22 protein-coding genes are annotated in these 18,412 nt (G+C 39.9%); 9 read left to right on the top strand and 13 right to left on the bottom strand.

All coding sequences use genetic code 11. The features are described 5' to 3' along the window. Positions 1-7 precede the first annotated feature (7 nt). Positions 8-940, top strand: a complete 933-nt coding sequence (locus C1A12_RS06270) for an LCP family protein (RefSeq protein WP_101842971.1) — start codon at positions 8-10, stop codon at positions 938-940. A 201-nt stretch (positions 941-1,141) separates the two neighbouring features. Continuing rightward, a complete protein-coding gene (locus tag C1A12_RS06265; RefSeq protein ID WP_145997034.1) occupies positions 1,142-1,351 on the top strand; it encodes a hypothetical protein in 210 nt (69 codons plus the stop codon). Between the two features lie 60 nt (positions 1,352-1,411). Here C1A12_RS06265 and C1A12_RS06260 read toward each other — a convergent pair whose 3' ends face one another. After that, a complete protein-coding gene (locus tag C1A12_RS06260; protein ID WP_101842969.1) occupies positions 1,412-1,573 on the bottom strand; it encodes an aspartyl-phosphate phosphatase Spo0E family protein in 162 nt (53 codons plus the stop codon). A gap of 204 nt (positions 1,574-1,777) precedes the next feature. Between C1A12_RS06260 and C1A12_RS06255 the strand changes: the two genes are divergently transcribed. Both C1A12_RS06255 and fdhA read left to right on the top strand, forming a co-directional pair. Beyond that, the gene (locus tag C1A12_RS06255; protein WP_101842968.1) at positions 1,778-2,026 is read left to right on the top strand and encodes a GlsB/YeaQ/YmgE family stress response membrane protein; all 249 of its coding nucleotides are present in this window, start codon (positions 1,778-1,780) and stop codon (positions 2,024-2,026) included. A 271-nt stretch (positions 2,027-2,297) separates the two neighbouring features. Beyond that, the gene (gene fdhA, locus C1A12_RS06250) at positions 2,298-3,512 is read left to right on the top strand and encodes a formaldehyde dehydrogenase, glutathione-independent (protein ID WP_101842967.1); all 1,215 of its coding nucleotides are present in this window, start codon (positions 2,298-2,300) and stop codon (positions 3,510-3,512) included. A 52-nt stretch (positions 3,513-3,564) separates the two neighbouring features. Here fdhA and C1A12_RS06245 read toward each other — a convergent pair whose 3' ends face one another. Further along, entirely contained in the window at positions 3,565-4,572 is a 1,008-nt protein-coding gene (locus tag C1A12_RS06245) for a YecA family protein (protein ID WP_101842966.1), read from the bottom strand. Positions 4,573-4,661: 89 nt separating this feature from the next. Between C1A12_RS06245 and C1A12_RS06240 the strand changes: the two genes are divergently transcribed. Then, positions 4,662-5,063 (top strand): YkvA family protein, encoded by a 402-nt coding sequence (locus tag C1A12_RS06240; RefSeq protein WP_101842965.1) that lies wholly within the window; start codon positions 4,662-4,664, stop codon positions 5,061-5,063. 296 nt (positions 5,064-5,359) lie between these two features. On the opposite strand, the gene C1A12_RS06235 is transcribed toward C1A12_RS06240, so the two are convergent. Together C1A12_RS06235 and C1A12_RS06230 are read right to left on the bottom strand one after the other, a co-directional pair. Then, entirely contained in the window at positions 5,360-6,223 is an 864-nt protein-coding gene (locus tag C1A12_RS06235; protein WP_101842964.1) for an NAD(P)-dependent oxidoreductase, read from the bottom strand. A gap of 105 nt (positions 6,224-6,328) precedes the next feature. Then, the gene (locus C1A12_RS06230) at positions 6,329-7,264 is read right to left on the bottom strand and encodes an LCP family protein (protein ID WP_101842963.1); all 936 of its coding nucleotides are present in this window, start codon (positions 7,262-7,264) and stop codon (positions 6,329-6,331) included. Between the two features lie 247 nt (positions 7,265-7,511). On the opposite strand from C1A12_RS06230, the gene pxpB reads away from it, so the two are divergent. From pxpB to C1A12_RS06210, 4 genes are read left to right on the top strand one after another with little or no spacing between them, the layout of a single operon-like run. Beyond that, complete coding sequence (pxpB, locus tag C1A12_RS06225; protein ID WP_101842962.1) at positions 7,512-8,228, top strand: 5-oxoprolinase subunit PxpB; 717 nt, start codon at positions 7,512-7,514, stop codon at positions 8,226-8,228. Continuing rightward, entirely contained in the window at positions 8,215-9,195 is a 981-nt protein-coding gene (locus tag C1A12_RS06220; RefSeq protein WP_306416996.1) for a biotin-dependent carboxyltransferase family protein, read from the top strand. Before pxpB ends, C1A12_RS06220 begins: the two co-directional genes overlap by 14 nt. After that, positions 9,192-9,962 carry a LamB/YcsF family protein gene (locus tag C1A12_RS06215; protein WP_101842960.1) on the top strand — a complete coding sequence of 257 codons (771 nt, stop codon included), beginning with the start codon at positions 9,192-9,194 and terminating at the stop codon, positions 9,960-9,962. The genes C1A12_RS06220 and C1A12_RS06215 overlap by 4 nt, the downstream gene beginning before the upstream one ends. Before the next feature lie 20 nt (positions 9,963-9,982). Beyond that, on the top strand, positions 9,983-11,170 hold the full coding sequence (locus C1A12_RS06210; RefSeq protein ID WP_101842959.1) for an NRAMP family divalent metal transporter: 1,188 nt from the start codon (positions 9,983-9,985) through the stop codon (positions 11,168-11,170). Positions 11,171-11,206: 36 nt separating this feature from the next. Here C1A12_RS06210 and C1A12_RS06205 read toward each other — a convergent pair whose 3' ends face one another. The 9 genes from C1A12_RS06205 to C1A12_RS06165 all read right to left on the bottom strand — a co-directional run bounded on the left by C1A12_RS06205 (position 11,207) and on the right by C1A12_RS06165 (position 18,405). After that, complete coding sequence (locus C1A12_RS06205; RefSeq protein ID WP_101842958.1) at positions 11,207-11,587, bottom strand: hypothetical protein; 381 nt, start codon at positions 11,585-11,587, stop codon at positions 11,207-11,209. Between the two features lie 88 nt (positions 11,588-11,675). Further along, a complete protein-coding gene (locus C1A12_RS06200) occupies positions 11,676-12,608 on the bottom strand; it encodes an LCP family protein (protein ID WP_101842957.1) in 933 nt (310 codons plus the stop codon). Between the two features lie 218 nt (positions 12,609-12,826). After that, positions 12,827-13,549: an amino acid ABC transporter ATP-binding protein gene (locus C1A12_RS06195; RefSeq protein ID WP_101842956.1), complete on the bottom strand. Its 723-nt coding sequence runs from the start codon at positions 13,547-13,549 to the stop codon at positions 12,827-12,829. Beyond that, positions 13,549-14,205, bottom strand: coding sequence for an amino acid ABC transporter permease (locus C1A12_RS06190; RefSeq protein WP_101842955.1), 657 nt, complete (start codon positions 14,203-14,205; stop codon positions 13,549-13,551). The genes C1A12_RS06195 and C1A12_RS06190 overlap by 1 nt, the downstream gene beginning before the upstream one ends. Positions 14,206-14,304: 99 nt before the next feature. Beyond that, positions 14,305-15,111 carry a glutamine ABC transporter substrate-binding protein gene (locus C1A12_RS06185; protein WP_101842954.1) on the bottom strand — a complete coding sequence of 269 codons (807 nt, stop codon included), beginning with the start codon at positions 15,109-15,111 and terminating at the stop codon, positions 14,305-14,307. Positions 15,112-15,467: 356 nt separating this feature from the next. Then, complete coding sequence (locus C1A12_RS06180; RefSeq protein WP_101842953.1) at positions 15,468-15,875, bottom strand: VOC family protein; 408 nt, start codon at positions 15,873-15,875, stop codon at positions 15,468-15,470. A gap of 24 nt (positions 15,876-15,899) precedes the next feature. Further along, complete coding sequence (locus C1A12_RS06175; protein ID WP_200816553.1) at positions 15,900-16,661, bottom strand: putative hydro-lyase; 762 nt, start codon at positions 16,659-16,661, stop codon at positions 15,900-15,902. 65 nt (positions 16,662-16,726) lie between these two features. After that, positions 16,727-17,413, bottom strand: a complete 687-nt coding sequence (locus C1A12_RS06170) for a YesL family protein (RefSeq protein ID WP_101842951.1) — start codon at positions 17,411-17,413, stop codon at positions 16,727-16,729. A gap of 23 nt (positions 17,414-17,436) precedes the next feature. Continuing rightward, positions 17,437-18,405, bottom strand: a complete 969-nt coding sequence (locus C1A12_RS06165) for a sugar phosphate isomerase/epimerase (RefSeq protein WP_101842950.1) — start codon at positions 18,403-18,405, stop codon at positions 17,437-17,439. Positions 18,406-18,412 lie beyond the last annotated feature (7 nt).

The following is an 18,412-nucleotide window of genomic DNA, read 5'->3' as shown; positions in this document are numbered from 1 at the left end:
TGGACATATGGGTAGAAAAGGTCGAAGTAAATCAAAAAGTAAAAAATTCTCCTGGTGGAAAATCCTGATCGTTATTTTCGGAGTGCTCCTATTAACTGTAAGCGGAATCGCTATTTACTTAATAAGTAATGTACGCAGTACTGTAAATAATCACCTTCATACGGATATTGAATCGATTGATACAGCTGTGACTAAAAAGAAATTAAATAATAAGGATCCACTAAACATCCTCCTGCTGGGAGTAGACGAGCGCGAAAACGATCGAGGTCGTTCAGATACAATGATTATCCTTACCCTGGATCCTGATAATGAAAAAATGCAGATGGTTAGCATCCCCAGAGATACTGAAGCTGAAATTATCGGAGATGGCCGGGTAACAAGGATGAATCACGCTTACGCATACGGTGGCAGTGATATGGCTGTAGATACGGTAGAAAGTTTCCTTGATATCGAAATCGATTACTTTACTAGAGTGAATATGGAAGGATTGTCTCAACTTGTCAACTCAGTCGATGGGATCACAGTACATAACAATCGTGCTTTTCAATATGACGGCTATCAATTCCCCCAAGGGCAGCTTCAGCTCACTGGAAAAGAGTCACTGGCTTACGTTCGAATGAGAAAAGAAGACCCACAGGGGGACTTAGGACGTAATGAACGGCAGCGTCAAGTTATTCAGGGAGTAATCGACAAAGGTGCAAGTTTAAACATGATCAGCAAAGTTGGAGATGTCATGGACGTACTTGGTGATAATGTAAGTACCAATATGGACTTTAAGGCACTAAGAAAGTTAGCAACAAATTACAGCGGAGCTCGAAAAGAGACAGTAACCTATCAGATGTCAGGAAGCAGCAAGACAAGTTCAGGAATGTACTTAATCGAAATGCCAAATGAAGAAATTGAGAAAACTCATGATATGATCGAAAATTTCGGATCATAAGTAATAATCCCGCTTAACATAGACAGGTGTACAGTTGGTCGAGAAAAGTTTCGACCAACTGAGGTTTGATTAAATAGTCTTTCCAATGAAGGGAAATGGATCTACCGCATGAGAACTCAGCCTTGCAGACTCAAAAGCTTAGGAATTCCATATGAGTGGAATAGAGAAAATGAAGGAACAGGCGCTGATGAGGGCTGCCTGGTGGAACTTGAAAAGATTGTCCTCGATCCAGCCAGGGTGAGCCAGATGAATGAGAGTCTTTTTTGTCTTAAACAAATTCAAGGGAACGAAAACAAAACCCTTCCTCTGAGCGAGGCACCTCCGCTAAAAAGCGAGGATCTTTCAATTCTGGAGGCAAGAAAAAAGCTTTCTGAAAACCAGAGGATTCTCCACAAGTTGACCGCCTGTTAGTGACTTGAAGCATCATAAAAAAAGAGTTTGCTCATATGAACAAACTCTTTTTTCACCAATTTATTTTGTATCATTAGTAATATTATTCAATTGATTCAACAGCTGATCAAGCTCTTGAGAAATTTCCAAAACCATGGGGTCTTGAGGATCGTTTTGGTAAGAACGATACATTCTCAGACGGACTTCTTCAATTTGCTCTTCTAACTCTTTATTTTTCTTCAACAAATTAACCTCCTGGAGAGATAACCGAACGATCGCTCTATTTTCCTACTATAATGAACATTATAACAGATTCTATTCGCAAATGACGATTCAATTAGACAAATTATTATTCCAATCTTAAACATGTTCTCCTTTCCTTACTTAGAATCAAGTTTCACCTTCCTCTATTATGGATATTAAACATACAAAAAGGAGGAATCCAAAATGGGAATTATATTATATTTGATCGTAGGAGGATTAATTGGCTGGTTAGCACAAATTCTAATTGGAAGGGATATGCCTCTTGGAATAATTGGTAATATTATCGCAGGTATCGTAGGGGCATGGATAGGTGGAGAATTATTGGGTAATTTAGGTCCAACTTTAGCTGGCATCGCTATTATACCTGCACTTCTTGGAGCAATTATATTTGTGTTTATCATTAGTTTAATTATGCGCAGTTCTCGAAAATAGGTTAATTCCCTCAGGCATAGTACTGAGGGAATTTTCATTTGTAAAATAACTTTCCTTTAAAAATCTCATGTTTGAGACAATTATGAAAGGGTATTCATATAATACAGCTTATAACCTTACTAATTAAAATAACTACGCTCTATTACATATCAACTAGATAACACTTCTTATTGACCAACTTCTAACCTAACATTCACTCTGGCTGTATTTACTATGTGTGATTAGCGAGTCCGCCCGAAGGAGTTATTGCTTTTTACGAGGAGGTAAATGGATGGCAACAAATAACCGCGCAGTTGCTTACACAGGAAACGGAGATGTAACGGTTAAGGAGATTGACTTTCCAGAGTTGGTACTACGTGACGGTCCGGGCGTCAATCCTAAAAACGTGGGAAGAAAATGTGATCATGGTGTAATTTTGAAAGTAGTCTCTACTAATATCTGTGGTAGTGACCAGCACATGGTTCGAGGAAGAACAACCGCCCCTGAAGGTTTGGTACTGGGCCATGAAATTACAGGTGAGGTAATCGAGACCGGACGCGACGTTGAATTTGTACATGAAGGAGACCTCGTTTCTGTTCCCTTTAATATTGCATGCGGCCGTTGTGTCAATTGCATTGAAGGAAAGACCCACATTTGTCTAAATGTAAATCCTGACAGACCAGGATCTGCATACGGATACGTGGACATGGGTGGATGGGTCGGTGGTCAGGCTGAATATGTGATGGTACCTTATGCTGATTTCCAGGTTCTTAAATTCCCGGATAAAGATGAGGCTATGGAAAAAATGCTCGATTTAACCATGCTTTCCGATATTTTTCCTACTGGGTTCCACGGAGCTTATACAGCAGGAGTTAAAATGGGCTCAACGGTTTATATTGCAGGGGCAGGACCTGTAGGACTGGCCGCTGCTCATTCGGCTCAGCTGCTTGGCGCATCAGTAGTAATAGTTGGAGATTTAATCGAAGAAAGGCTAGCGCAGGCTAGAAGCTTTGGGTGTGAGACTATTAACGTTAGTGAACACGATTCTATCAGTGAGCAGATAGAACAAGTGATTGGGCAGCCAGAAGTTGATTGTGCTGTTGATTGCGTCGGTTTTGAAGCTTATGGACATAGCCACGAAGAAGCACCTGCGAAAGTTCTTAATACCATTATGGATGCTGCTAAAGCCGGCGGAGGACTGGGCATACCTGGATTATATGTTACAGAAGATCCCGGTGCTTCTGACGAGGATGCCAGACGCGGAGCCCTTAAGCTGGACTTTGGACTTGGATGGGCCAAAGCCCAGACTTTTGTTACAGGTCAAACACCAGTTATGCAGTACCACAGAGGGTTAATGCACTCCATTCTTCAAGACAAAGCCCAAATTGCAAAAGCTGTGAACGCAACGGTTATCGGTTTAGAAGAAGCTCCAAAAGGTTATCGTGAATTTGATAAAGGAGCTGCTAAGAAGTTTGTTCTTGACCCTCATGGTTTAATCAAATCTTAACGAATAAAAGAGCCAGCCTGAATGCTGGCTCTTTTATTCGTTAAGACAACTATCAACTTTTACTCAACTCAAAATAATTTTCTAACTCTTCATGCCGTTTAGATATGCTGGTCGGGCTTACATTATATTTATCAGCGACTTCTTTTTTGGAGGCTGAATTTTTATCCGAGAGATTTAGATTGACCTTCAGATAATATTCTAAACTTGCAGCAAACACAGCAGGCTTACGAATTATGGGTGACTCTTCTTCACAAAAATCAACCCACTTTTCCTTTATTCTTTGGAAGCTCTTTTCTTCTTTTAATTCTTCCTCAGCATATTGGTTAAGGATTTCGATTACTTCATACTCCACTACCTCCCCAGAGGTATTCTCGTCAAAATAGATCCACTTAGGCAACTGCTCGAGAAAGGTTTGGTGAAAATAATCTTTTAAGGAATCATATTCATTTTGATTCTTGAAATTATGATTAAGCTCCTTTTTTATTAACTCATATGATTTTTCTTCAACAGGTACTGCCATTGGAGCAAACTTATATATCGGTCCATAGTTTAGCATAATACCTGTGAGGTACGGAGCCGTTTCAAAATCTTCCACTTCTAATGGTACACGGTCGCGATCCACTTTATAAACCCCGCCGAATAACAAATCTTCAACTTCAATAATGGATTGACCATCAAACTTCATCAATTTAAATATACTTGCTTTTGCTTTATCCCACGATCTTATTGCTTCTTCAGCTGATGGTCTGCGAATCGCCGGGCCATGTTTGTCCATATACTGCTGAAAAATAGTCGCTCCACCCTTCTGGACCTCAAATAACCCCTTATACAGCAGACGTATAAATTGCTCAACTTCTTCCTCATCAGTAGTTGGTTGCGAACGAGGAAAGAGATGAGGGTACTGATCGAACATATAATCCTGAAATTTTAAAAAATGCTGATCAAGTTCCTCCTCGACAAGCTTTGTAGGGAATTCTATTACATTAGACTCACCGTGGCACTTTTTATATTTTTTACCACTTCCACAAGGGCACGGATCATTCCTTCCTACTTTTGTCATAATTTTCTCTCCTCTCCTTTTTCTTATAGTTTAGTATAAACGATTTTAAGGTAAAGAGAAAAAACACTGTTTATAAGGGAGATCTCATCATGAAAAAGTCGGAAGAAGGAAAAGCTCTTCGTATTTTTGAAAGATTAAAAAATAGAGCTCAACGTATAATTAAAAATCCTGAGAAGACTAACGATGTCATTCAGCAGGCCCGGGAAAAGTCATTTAAAAACGAAGGTCCTCTATCAGAAGTGTGGCACGAGCTTCAGTTAATGTTTAATATGGTTAAAGATTGGAGGAAAGGCAGTTACCGCAAAGCTCCTAAAGGATCGATCATAGCTATTCTTGGAGGAATATTATATTTATTAATACCTTTTGACGCCATTCCGGACTTTATCCCGGTAGCTGGTTTAATTGACGATGTATACATTCTAAATCTGGTAATCAAACAAGTCCGCTCTGATATTGATGATTACAGGGAATGGATCAGTTCTCAAAATTAATAAAAAGCCGCTCTTTCACAGAGCGGCTTAGCTTGTAAAGTAATCCTTATTGGCTATGAAAACTTTCTTTGTACCTCGTAACTCAAAAAGTTTTGGTTGCTTTGCACCCTGAAAATCCTCTATGAATGGATAAGTGGGTTTGAGGAAAACAACTTGCTTTCCAAAACCTTTTTAAAAACAAGGAGGTTTCACAGGCACCTGCTAAATGCGAAGTATAATGTAATGTCAGCAGTCAGAAGCAACATTAGAATAAGAAACGACCAAAAAATCCGGGACAAAACGGCTGTCCCTTTTTATTAATTATAATATTTATAAAGGGCCTGGGTGCCTGCATTTTCTTCACCATTGCCGGCAAGATCCTCGTACATTTTTTTCGCTAACTTCAATCCGGGCAAATCGATGCCCATCTCCTCTGCGGATTCAACTGCAATCGACATATCTTTTATAAAATGTTTAATAAAGAAGCCTGGCGAGAAATCTCGTTTAATAACTCTCGGAGTGAGGTTGCTAAGAGACCAGCTGCCCGCAGCCCCGCCGCTTATACTTTCGAGAACACTGTCAGGGTCAAGTCCTGCTTTTTCTGCATAAACAAGTGCTTCGGTTACTCCTATCATTGTCGATGCAATTGCAATTTGGTTACACATCTTAGTGAATTGACCAGCACCTTGAGAACCTTGACGAATATAGTTTTGTCCCATTACTTTGAAGACTGGAGTCATTCGGTCCACAACCTCTGTATCTCCACCAATCATAATTGTCAATGTTCCATTTCTGGCTCCTATATCGCCCCCAGATACAGGCGCATCTATAGCAGACTGGTTATATCGCTTGGCTCTATCTGAGATTTTTTGTGCCAGGGCTGGTGATGAAGTGGTCATATCTATTAAAATACTGCCCTCGCGTGCGTTCTCAATAATACCTTCTGCTCCGAAATAAATAGCCTCTACATCACTCGGGAAGCCGACCATTGTAATGATAACATCTACGGAAGCTGCTAATTCTGAAACACTATTCTGCCACACAGCTCCATTTTGCAATAACTCCTCTGCCTTTGACGGAGTTCTCGTATAAATATGTACCGGATAGCCTGCTTCTAATAAACGATTTACCATACTTTTTCCCATTACCCCGGTGCCGACAAAACCTATTGTAGTCTCCATTAACTTCTACACTCCCTTACTAATCTGTTTCCCTCAATATAACATAGAATTTAAGACAGCATAGAGTAATAGGAAAAGCCGCCTCAAAAGAGACGGCTTATTTTCTTAACCAGAAGTATATTCACTAATTTTTTCTCTTGTTTTAGCAATTTCTGAATCAGGGACATTTAAATAATAGATGTCATTAATATAGGTGTCTTCGCCTTTCATCTGGTAAGTTTCCATTTCATGACGGGCGCTTCGATAGTTGGTTGCAAGATTTCTCATATCTTCAAATTTCATATTTGTTGCTGCATTGTTACCAAGTACATCCATCATATCATCGATATTATTAGCAACATTAGCATTGGCACCCTGATCAATAGTACCTTGAATTACTTCGCGTTGCCGGTCATTTCTCCCCGCATCTCCTTCAGGATCGTCTTTTCTCATCCGCACATATGCTAATGCCTCATCTCCGTCCAGCTCAATGTCGCCTTCTTCAAAATCGTAGCCCCCTTGAGAAAAAGCCTGATCATTCGTTACCTCAATTCCTCCAACTGCATCAACCATCTGTGATAAACCGTCCATATTCATACGTACGTAATAATCTAAATCAATATCTAAAAAGTCCTCAACGGTATTAACGGACATCTCACTTCCACCATAAGCATACGAGTGGTTGATCTTATCAGTAACATTTTCGCCTGAAATTTCAGTCCGCGTGTCACGAGGAATACTAATCATCTGCATACGATCATTAGCCGGGTCAAGTGACATTACAATCATCGTATCCGCTCTCCCCGTATCATTCTCCCGTTCATCCACACCTAATAACAGGACATTAATAGGGTCTTCATCCTCTACTTTTTCTTTTGTAGCTTCATTATCTATTCCGCTGACTTCCTCGTGTATATCGTCATCTACTGTAGTTTTCACATTATTATAAACTGAATATAAATAGGCAGCTCCCCCACCGGCTAACAACAATAGTGTTGACAACGTAATGAGAAACCACGTTTTTCTTTTTTTCTTTCGGTGTTTCATCCTGCGTGTAGCCATAAGAACATCTCCTTTATCTACACTTCCTTATATTTTCACCTAATTTTAAAACACATCATTAATTTTTAACATAAAATTTAAATATTTTCAAAGTTTCCTAAATAAATTTTCTCAACAAGGATAGTAATTCAATGTCTCCAGTCTTTCAATAACTTTTTAAAAACATCAAGAATTTGTCACTTTTAAACGAATCCTCTATAATTTAGTAAGTATATTTCTGAATTTTCTATAGATATGAGGTGACAGTTTGAATTACTCTTTATCTCCATTAGGCGATCAAGCCATAGTCATTACAGTAAGTAATGAAATAAATGAAGAAGCCCAAACCAAAGTACGGCTTCTCTCCCAACTGCTGGACGATCAACAGCCCGATTGGATGGTTGAATATATCCCGGCGTTTACAACAGTAACTATTTTTTATAACCCCGTGGTTTTATCCGGTAATAAAAAATTGCCTTATGAGCAAGTGAAGGAGAACATAGCCGAATTAATGACTTCAGTAAAAACAGAAGGCGCAGGTAATCCAAGAACAGTTGAAATCCCCGTTTGTTATGGAGGCGATTTTGGACCTGACCTGGAATTTGTGGCAGAACATAACAACATTACACCTGAAGAGGTCATCCGTCTCCATAAGTCAGGTAACTACTCGGTTTACATGATAGGGTTTGCGCCTGGTTTTCCTTTTATTGGAGGAATGTCTGAAAAAATTGCTGCACCACGGAGAGACTCTCCACGGTTAGAAATCCCGGAAAGGACAGTTGGGATCGCCGGAAAACAAACGGGTGTCTATCCAATTGAAACTCCTGGAGGGTGGCAGCTTATCGGACGGACTCCTAAGCGCCTGTTTACCCCTGAAGCGGATATCCCCAGTTTACTTCAGGCAGGCGATAAAATTATTTTTAAAGAAATCAGTGAATCAGAATACTACAACTGGAAGGAGCCTCATGAGGATGAAGATAGTTAAAGACGGTCTGTTAACGACAATCCAGGATTTAGGAAGAACAGGCTATCAGAAGTATGGGGTAATCGCCAGTGGCAGTATGGACACATTTGCTCATCGAATGGCAAATATTCTTGTTGGGAACAAGGAAAATGAGGCTGTCGTGGAAGTTACATTATTAGGACCCGTAATTGAATTTGAAGAAAACACGATCATTTCTGTTTGCGGAGGAAATTTATCTCCAGCAATTGATCAGAAGCCTATCGGCATGTGGAAACCAATCTTGGTTAAAAAAGGGGCCAAGCTTTCTTTTGGAAAACCTAAATCCGGCTGCAGAGCTTATATAGCTATTGCCGGGGGAATGGACATCCCGATTATAATGGAAAGTCGATCAACATACATGCGGGCTAATATCGGCGGTTTTAAAGGGAGAGCGTTAAAAACTGACGATACCATAAATCTAAGGAAGACATTCAGCTTTGAAGCAGGAGAACAAAATTATTCAGAAATGGACTGGGGTATTGCAAATGACATTATCCCTAACTATTCCTCACGTCCGGAAATTTCGCTGATAAAAGGACCTCAATATGATTGGTTTAATAGAGAAAGTCAGCAAGCATTATTCTCCACACCATTTAAGGTTTCTTCTCAATCGGATCGGATGGGATTCCGTATGGAAGGAGAGTCACTCTCCCTTAAAGAATCTCAAGAGTTAATTTCTGAAGCGGTAGCATTTGGTTCAATTCAGGTGCCGAATAACGGCAAGCCAATAATATTATTAGCTGATCGACAAACGACTGGAGGTTACCCTAAAATTGGACAAGTAGCAAGCATTGATCTACCTGTTCTCTGCCAAATGAAACCAGGAGAACAATTAACGTTTAATCCAATTACTTTGGAGGACGCTCAAAGAATGTGGTTAAAACAGGAACATTCAATTCAACTATTAAAACGCTCTGTTTCACTTAAAATGAAGGAGGAATTAATTTGAGTTATTTAGTAGATATTAACTGTGACATGGGAGAGAGCTTTGGCACCTATGTTATGGGACGTGATGAAGAAATTCTCGATTACGTAACCTCTGCCAATATCGCTTGCGGCTTTCATGCTGGTGATCCAGCTACAATGAGAAAAACAGTTAAACTCGCCCTTGAAAAAAATGTAGGGATCGGTGCGCACCCAGGGCTGCAGGACTTGGCGGGTTTTGGCCGCAGAGTAATGAATATTTCTCCTAAAGAAGCCTATGAACTAGTTATATATCAAATGGGTGCTCTAAATGCATTTGTTTCAGCAGAAGGAGGAGACCTTCAGCATGTAAAACCTCATGGCGCCCTATTCAACATGGCTGCTAAAGATGCAAACTTAGCTGAAGCTATAGCAGAAGCTGTTTATGATGTTAACCCTGAATTAGTCTTATTTGGACTCTCAGGGAGTGAACTAGTAAAAGCAGGTAAAGCTGCCGGACTAAAAACAGCGAATGAAGTCTTTTCTGACCGAACATATCAGAGTGATGGGTCTTTAACTTCCAGAACTGAAGCCAATGCTCTAATTACCGATGCAAACGAGGCGATCCAACAAGTTGTCCGCATGATCAAGGAAAGTAATGTTACAAGCGTGCAGGGAGATGAAATTAAAATTCAAGCAGACACCATTTGTATTCACGGTGATGGGGCCCATGCACTGGACTTCGCCCAAAACATATCTTCAACTTTAAAAGATTCAGAAATTGATATTACAAAAATTAAAAATATACTATAACATCAAGATAGGAGTCGAACATGAAAACTACAAATCGAAGTATACTCGTAGGTGCCGCATTTCTGATGGCAACATCGGCTATTGGACCTGGCTTCTTAACACAAACTACAGTTTTTACTGAACAACTGCTAGCCAGTTTTGGTTTTGTTATTTTAATGTCAATAATAATTGATATCGGGGCCCAGATGAACATTTGGCGGATTATTGCTGTAAGTGAAAAGCGTGCCCAGGACATTGCTAATGATGTGCTTCCAGGGCTTGGATATGTTCTAGCGGGTCTCGTAGTAGCTGGAGGGCTGGCATTTAACATTGGTAATATTGCAGGAGCAGGTTTGGGGACTAATGTATTATTCGGTATTTCGCCCCAACTTGGAGCTGTACTGAGCGGAGCCTTAGCCATTGGAATCTTTGTATACAAAGAAGCCAGTCGATTAATGGACAGATTTACTCAAATGCTGGGATTCGTTATGATCGCTTTGACTATATACGTTATGTTCACTGCTCAACCCCCTGTCGGTGAAGCCGCTGTAAAAACTTTCGCCCCTGATACAATTGACTTTCTTGCAATTGTAACTTTAGTTGGAGGAACAGTAGGCGGCTACATTACTTTTGCTGGAGGTCACCGTTTGATCGATGCAGGTTTAAAAGGAAAGTCTGCCTTACCAGAAGTAACAAAAAGTTCAGTATATGCCATTGGAGTAGCCTCAATTATGAGAATTATCTTATTCCTGGCTGTGCTCGGAGTCATTTCTCAAGGTTTCACGTTGGATGAAGGAAATCCTCCTGCCTCCGTATTCCAGCTTGCTGCGGGAAATATAGGCTATAAAATTTTTGGCGTTGTATTTTGGGCAGCTGCTATTACTTCAGTTGTTGGAGCAGCCTACACTTCTGTTTCCTTTATTCGTTCATTCAGTCCTGTTTTAGAAAATAACCACCGTTACCTGACGATCGGTTTTATTACTATTTCTACTTTAGTCTTTGCGTTTGTTGGAGAGCCTGTCAGTATTTTAGTATTAGTTGGGTCAGTCAATGGGCTTATTCTGCCTCTAGCTTTAGGAGTAATGTTGGTTGCAGCTCACAAAGCGAAAATTGTCGGAAGCTACAAACACCCGGTATGGATGACTGTCTTCGGTTCCCTTGTTGTGATTGCGATGGCATATATGGGAGTCTATACTTTAATTGACGGCATTCCTGCCTTATTTGAATAAACGTAAGAGCCATGACTTAACTTTAAGCCATGGCTCTTACTCTTCCTCAAAGATAAATTCCATTGTTTCCTTCTGTGCATCTGCTTCGTCTCTGCTTATCAGCCCATCCTCTACTTTTAAATCAAGCAGTTCATAGAGTTCGTCTAAATATTGCTGCCTTAATAATTCATCTTCTAATACTTCATACAGCTCTTCTTCAGTTGCTTCATGAGGGTCTTTACCGAGTGCCTCTATAAGTTTTGTTTCCAGTTCCTCACTAAATTCCCATTCCCCGTCATCTAACTGTGGACCACTTTTATTATTAGTGGTTCCGTTTTCTTCACTTGCATTCTCAGGTTCATTCTCAACGTTCTCAACCATACAACCTGTAAGCACAAGCGAAGCAATCAGGGTGGATATTAACCTTTTATTAGACATAAAACTCGCTCCTTTTTGAAAATATAGAGGTAAAGCGAGCAGCATTTCTCAATTAGCGACAATTATTTCCCCGGAAATAATTCATTTACTAGGAGCTAAAGTCCTGTATCATTTCGTTTGTTTTTTGTATTTCTGATTCTGGAATCTGCAGATAGTAAATGTTATCAATCATCGTTCCCTCTCCGGTCATTTGATAAGTAGATACATCTTTTCTTGCTCCTCGATAATTAGTTACAAGGTTACGCATATCTTCAAACTTCATATTAGTGGCTACATTATTACCAAGCACGTCCATTATATCGTCGATTTTATTCACAGCGTTTATGTTTGCTCCACGCTCTATTACACCTTGAATAACTTGGCGCTGCCGCTCGTTACGCCCTGCGTCTCCCTGAGGATCATCATATCTCATTCTCACCCATGCCAGCGCCTCTTCACCATTAAGCTCAATTTCTCCTTCAGAGAAGTTTTCTCCTCCATATTCAAACGCGAATTCATTATCCACTGTAATCCCGCCAACTGCATCGACCAGCTGGCCGAGCCCCTCCATGTTCATCCTTAAGTAATAATCAAGTTCAATGTCAAGGAAATTTTCTACTGTATTGACTGACATGTCACTTCCGCCAAACGCGTAGGCATGATTTATCTTATCATCCATATCACGACCGACAATTTCAGTTCGTGTATCCCGTGGAATGCTCACCATCTGCATACGTTCTTGAGCAGGGTCAAGCGTCAGGACAATCATCGTATCTGAACGCCCTTTGTCATCCTCCCGTTCGTCTACTCCTAACAGCAGTACATTAATAGGTTCTTCTTTTTCAACCTTTTTCTTTGTAGCTTCATGATCAATCCCTGTTACTGCCTCATGTATGTCGTTATCTACGGTGGATTTCACATTACTATAAATAGTAAATAAATAAGCTGAAACTCCCACACCTATTAAAAGAATAATAGATAGTGTGATCCAAAGCCATTTCTTCTTTTTCTTGCGAGAATGTTTTTCTGTTCTTTTCTGCATTGGTACACCCCTTCACCTATCTATTTCTTATTATAGAATAAAATACAAAAAAAAGGTACGTGTGTATGAAAATTGTTGGAAGATAATAGAATGTGTACCTGGTACACATTTTTGGCTGAGCTGTACCTGGTACCGATGAGTTGAGTTTGTGTACCTGGTACCAAAAAACTCTCCAAAATTGAAAAACCACTTTAGTTTATACACTAAAGTGGTTTTTTCTATAATACTTTTGATAAAAACTCACGGGTTCTTGGATTATCAGGTGCTCCAAATATTTTCTCAGGTGTGTTCTCTTCCATGATGATTCCCTCATCCATGAAAATAACACGATCGCCAACTTCACGGGCAAAGCCCATCTCGTGGGTCACAACTACCATAGTCATTCCCTCTTTTGCAAGGTCCTTCATTACTTCTAGAACATCACCTACAAGCTCCGGATCTAGAGCTGAGGTCGGTTCATCAAACAGCATAATTTTGGGATTCATCGCTAATGAACGAGCGATAGCTACCCTCTGTTTCTGACCGCCTGACAAGCTCTCAGGATAAACGTTTGCTTTATCAGAAAGTCCCACTTTCTCAAGAAGTGGCTGTGCCTCTTTTTCTGCCTCCTGCTTGCTTGTTCCTTTTATTTTTTTTGGTCCTAAAGTAATATTTTCAAGCACAGTCATATGCGGGAAAAGGTTAAAATGTTGAAAAACCATTCCTACCTTAGTGCGAATTTCATTTATATTCACTTTTGGATCCGTTAAATTTTGTCCCTCAATAAGAACGTCCCCACTCGTGACTTCTTCTAATAGATTCAAGCAACGAAGAAGTGTACTTTTCCCAGAACCGGAAGGACCGATCACACATACTACTTCCTGAGGGTTTACGTCGAGGTTAATTCCTTTTAACACCTCGTTATCCCCAAACGATTTATGCAAGTCTCTTACACTAATCATTAAACATCCAGTCTCCTTTCCACTCTACGTAGATATATAGAAGCAGGAACCGTAATTGCCAAATACAAGAGACAGACCATCGTAAGTGCTTCGAAAGCGGCAAATGTTAAGCCGTAATACTGTTGTCCCATATATGTTAGTTCTCCTACAGCAATTACAGAAAAAAGTGATGTATCTTTTAAACTAATTACAAATTGATTACCTAGAGGAGGGATCATTCTTTTAAAAGCCTGCGGCCATATAATGTATCGCATGGTTTGACCTCTTGTTAGTCCGATTGAACGTCCGGCTTCGCTTTGCCCCTTGTCTATTGAATAGACTGCTCCCCGTACAATTTCAGCTATGTACGCCCCTGCATTAACTGCAATCGCTATAATCGATGCCGTTATTTTGTCAATATTAAATCCAAGTACATCAGGGAGTCCAAAGTAAATAAATAAAATTTGTGCAAGTATCGGAGTACCTCTTAATACTTCAACATATATTGTGGCAATTCCATAAATAATTTTACTTTTAGACAATCGAGCTAAACCAAAAATCGCTCCCAGTATAAACCCAAAAAATAACCCTACTCCTGTAATAATTAATGTATAAACGAGACCTTCTAATAAAAAAGGCATGACTCGCATGTAATGTGTTTCCATGAAGGCATCCATATGTAGTTACCGCTCCTTGTGCAGCTATTTTTATTAGTTGTATGAATAGTGATTAAAAATAGAAAAGCGCAACAAGACATAGCCCTGCTACGCTTTTATTTATTCAGCGGATTCTGTATCGTACTTACGCTCTCCGAACCATTCCTCATAAATATCGTCGTATGTCCCATTATCAATTAATGTTTCTAATGCTTCATTTACATCATCTACTAGCTCTGAATCTTTCGGAAATGCTATTCCATATTCTTCACCCTGCAGCACATCTCCGACTGTTTTAAGTTCCCCTTCAGCATCGTTAGCTACATAGTACTGAACATTAGGCACATCGTACATAACTGCATCTACACGACCTGCCTGGAGGTCCATATATGCTTCAACGATACCCGGAAAAGTTTCGACTTCTGCATCCGGATGGTTGTCTTGCAGGTAAGATTCACTTGTAGTACCTGAACGAGTTGCTACAGTTTTGCCTGCTAAATCGTCCTCAGATTCAATCTCCGTGTTGCTCTCTTGCACAGCCAAAATTAAGCCTGCATCATAATACGGATCAGAAAAGTCAATGGTTTCCTTGCGTTCTTCAGTAATCGTCATGCCGGCAATTCCTATATCATACTTGGCAGACTGCATTCCTGTAACAACACCATCGAATTTCATAGCTTCGATATTCACTTCAAATCCTGCTTCATCAGCAATTGCACGGATTAAGTCCATATCAAACCCTTCCATTTCTCCAGAATCCTCGTCCAAAAATTCAAAAGGAACAAAGTTATTATCAGTGGCTACGGTATATGTATCGCCTTCTGATTCACCTTCTCCTGATGATTCTGAGTCAGAAGTGCCGCAGCCAACCAGCAAAACTGACAACAGTAAGCTTGTTAAAACCCAACCCAACTTACTTCCCTTCATAAACCTTCTCCCCCTTTTTATAGTCATTTTATATTATCTCAAATATTAATAATAATGTAAATATTCTGAATTGTGTTGAAAAAGAGCAAATACAGCGATTATTACCCTCAGTCGTAATAAAACTACCTACTTCCTAATGAATACACCACAATAGTACGATTTCCTATTAATTCCCCGTTATAAGATTACGGTACCTGGTACCATAGAAGCTGGAATTTGTACCCGGTACAGAGATGGTGGAAATGTGTACCCGGTACCCAGAAAAAAAAGAAAAAAACCAGTATGTAGACTGGTTTTAGGTGGTTTTCCTCATTTACTGAACTGCAGCAGAGTCGGTACTTTCTTATCTTTTAAAGCTATTTTTGTAAATTCAAATCCCATGTTATACCAAATTTATCGGTCACTTTCGCGAACGTGGCTCCCCAGAACGTATCCTGCAGCTCCATTTTCACAGTACCTTCCTGCTTTAGTTTATTGTACATTTCGTGTATTTCTTCATTAGTTTCTAACTCTACTGCTAAAGAAATTTGACTTGCTTCATTCCCCACTGAGCCAGTAAAGCTGTCAGAAAACATAACAAGCAGCGGTCCATTCTGCAGACGGGCATGCATGATACGATCATTCATTTCTGGAGGCGTCTCGTAATCAGCTTCTCCAAATGTTTGAATATCTGTAATTTCCCCGCCAAAAACATCCCTGTAAAATTGGATAGCTTCTGATGCGTTTCCGTGAAATGTTAAATAGGGAGTAACTTGCTGTTTCATTTCATCAACTCCTATAGATTTCCTTTACTGCTTCTCTTCTAATTTATCGGTAATGAGCATATGCCCTGGAGCATGAGAAATCATAATATCAGCCTTGGCGTTTAAACATACGTTTTGAGGGGTGACTCCGCAGCCCCAAAACACAGGAATACGTTCTTTGGAATTAAAGTCTATTGCCTGGCCGTAATCAGGCTTTGATAGATTGTTAATGCCAATTTCTTCAGGACTACCAATATGGATAGGGCCTCCATGAGAAGTTTGAAACCGTTCAGTAACTTGGACGGCTTGCTTTACTTCCTCCGGTTTTAAAGCCCTCATACTTACGACCATAGTTCCATTAAACCGACCAGCCTTCTCACACGGAATATTTGTTTTATACATCGGCACGACCTTTTTCTGATCCTGATGTAGTAAGTTCATTCCTTCCTCAAGCAAAGCTTTCTCAAACGTAAAGCTGCATCCAATTAAAAAGCTGACAAAATCATCCCTCCAAACGGATTGAATGTCCTGGACCTCCTCCTCATATCTTCCGTGACGAAATATCCTATATCTGGGAAGGTCTGTACGGATATCTGCATCAGCTATTTTCGGCTTGGTAACTCCCGGCTCCAATACATCTACAATAGGACAAGACTTGGGATTCCTAAGACAAAATAATAGAAATTCAAAAGCATATTCTTCCGGCAGAACAATCATATTCGCTTGCAGGTAATTATCACACATGCCAGAAGTTGTCCCATTTTCTTTCTGATATCTAAATCGCTGGCGCTGTTCATATGGATTCATAACCATGCGTCCCCCTTTTTCTCAAATATAACAAAAAACCTTCATCAATACGTGAAGAAGGTTTCTTAGGTTTTATTTGCAATTTTTAAATGGAGTCTGTAAAACGCGGAGAAAGATAAAAAGGCCATTAATGATCCTGTCACGATTGGAATGAGTAAAGGAAAGATATATAGACTGATATATAATATAATCGCTGAACTAATCACAATGGTTAAAAACAATAAAGGACTGCCTACCGTAATAAGAAATGACTGTTTCATTACTTTTTTTAGATTCAGTTCATAGTGCACAATAACTGAGAAAAAGTTAATTGTCCAAACAAAGAGCAGAATACCCATAATAAGAAAAGCATTCATTAATAAAGTATTCCGAGTCGAAAAATAATAAACATCTGCTGAAAGTACGATCCAGAATACAACAAAAATTATGCCGCCAAACAAGCTGTTCCTATAATTTTCTATATAATACTGAAGAAAGGATTTTTCAGCTAATTCCTTTTCATCTTTTCTTACCCATTCCCTGGCCTTAGCAAAAAGAGCAGTTGTTGAAGGGAAAAAGACAAATGGAATGATAATGGCTAACGGGGCTAATATATAAAACGCGAGTTCAATGCCTTGTAAATTTAATAAACTCAAAAGAAGCAGACCAACCGGCAAATTAAACAAGGCCCATAGCAAATTTCCTATCGTAAACCTGCTAATCCATTCACTTACGGCATACATACCGCCCATAAACCCTGATCTATCTGCCATGTTGGTCCCTCCTTTTTCTTATTCTATGCCCACCACATATCAGCTGGCGGTTCTTCTATATTTACTGCTTTTAAATTCTTAACGGCTTGATTAAAGCCTTCACTAATAGACATAATCGGATCTTCATGCTCGATACTTATAACGTGGTCATACCCATAAGTTCGAAGAGCACTTACAATATTAGACCATTCCTGAATCCCGTGTCCATACCCAACTGAACGGAAACTCCACGCTCTAGTTTTCACTTCCCCATACGGCTGCATATCTGTTAAACCGTACATATTTACGTTTTCCTGATCGATGTATGTGTCTTTTGCATGGAAGTGGTGAATCGCATCAGCGTTCCCCAGGATCTTAATAGCAGCCACCGGGTCAATTCCCTGCCACCATAAGTGACTTGGGTCAAGGTTGGCTCCAACAGCTGGACTGGTAGCCTCTCTAAGTTTCAGCATAGTATGCGGAGTATGCACTAAAAAGCCAGCATGAAGTTCGAGACCAATTTTCACATTATGCTCTTCCGCAAATTTTCCTTGTTCTTTCCAGTATGGAATAAGTTTCTCATTCCACTGCCATTCAAGGATATCTGAATACTCAGCGGGCCACGGTGTTACCGGCCAGTTAGGTGACTTATCACCTTCTGCTCCTCCAGGAGTACCCGAAAACGTATTGACTATGGGAACATCAAGCAGATTGGCTAACTTCACGGTTTTCACAAAAGCTTCATGAGACTCCTGGGCAAAATTCTGATCTGGGGAAATCGGATTCCCATGACAGCTGAAAGCACTGATCGTTAAACCACGTGATTGCACCTTTTCTAAGTACTCTGAACGTTTTTCTTCACTTTCCAGTAATTCATCAACATTGCAGTGAGCGTTCCCTGGATAACCGCCTGTTCCAATTTCTACAGCCTTTAAACCAGAGTTTTTAGCTTTATCAAGCATATCCTCAAAGGACAAATCAGAAAATAATACGGTAAATACACCTAGTTTCATTAGTTAT

Origin of the sequence: Halobacillus sp. Marseille-P3879 (assembly GCF_900240285.1) — a bacterium.
Classification (GTDB): Bacteria; Bacillota; Bacilli; order Bacillales; family Halobacillaceae; genus Halobacillus_A.
This window is presented reverse-complemented; position numbering and strand designations above follow the sequence as displayed.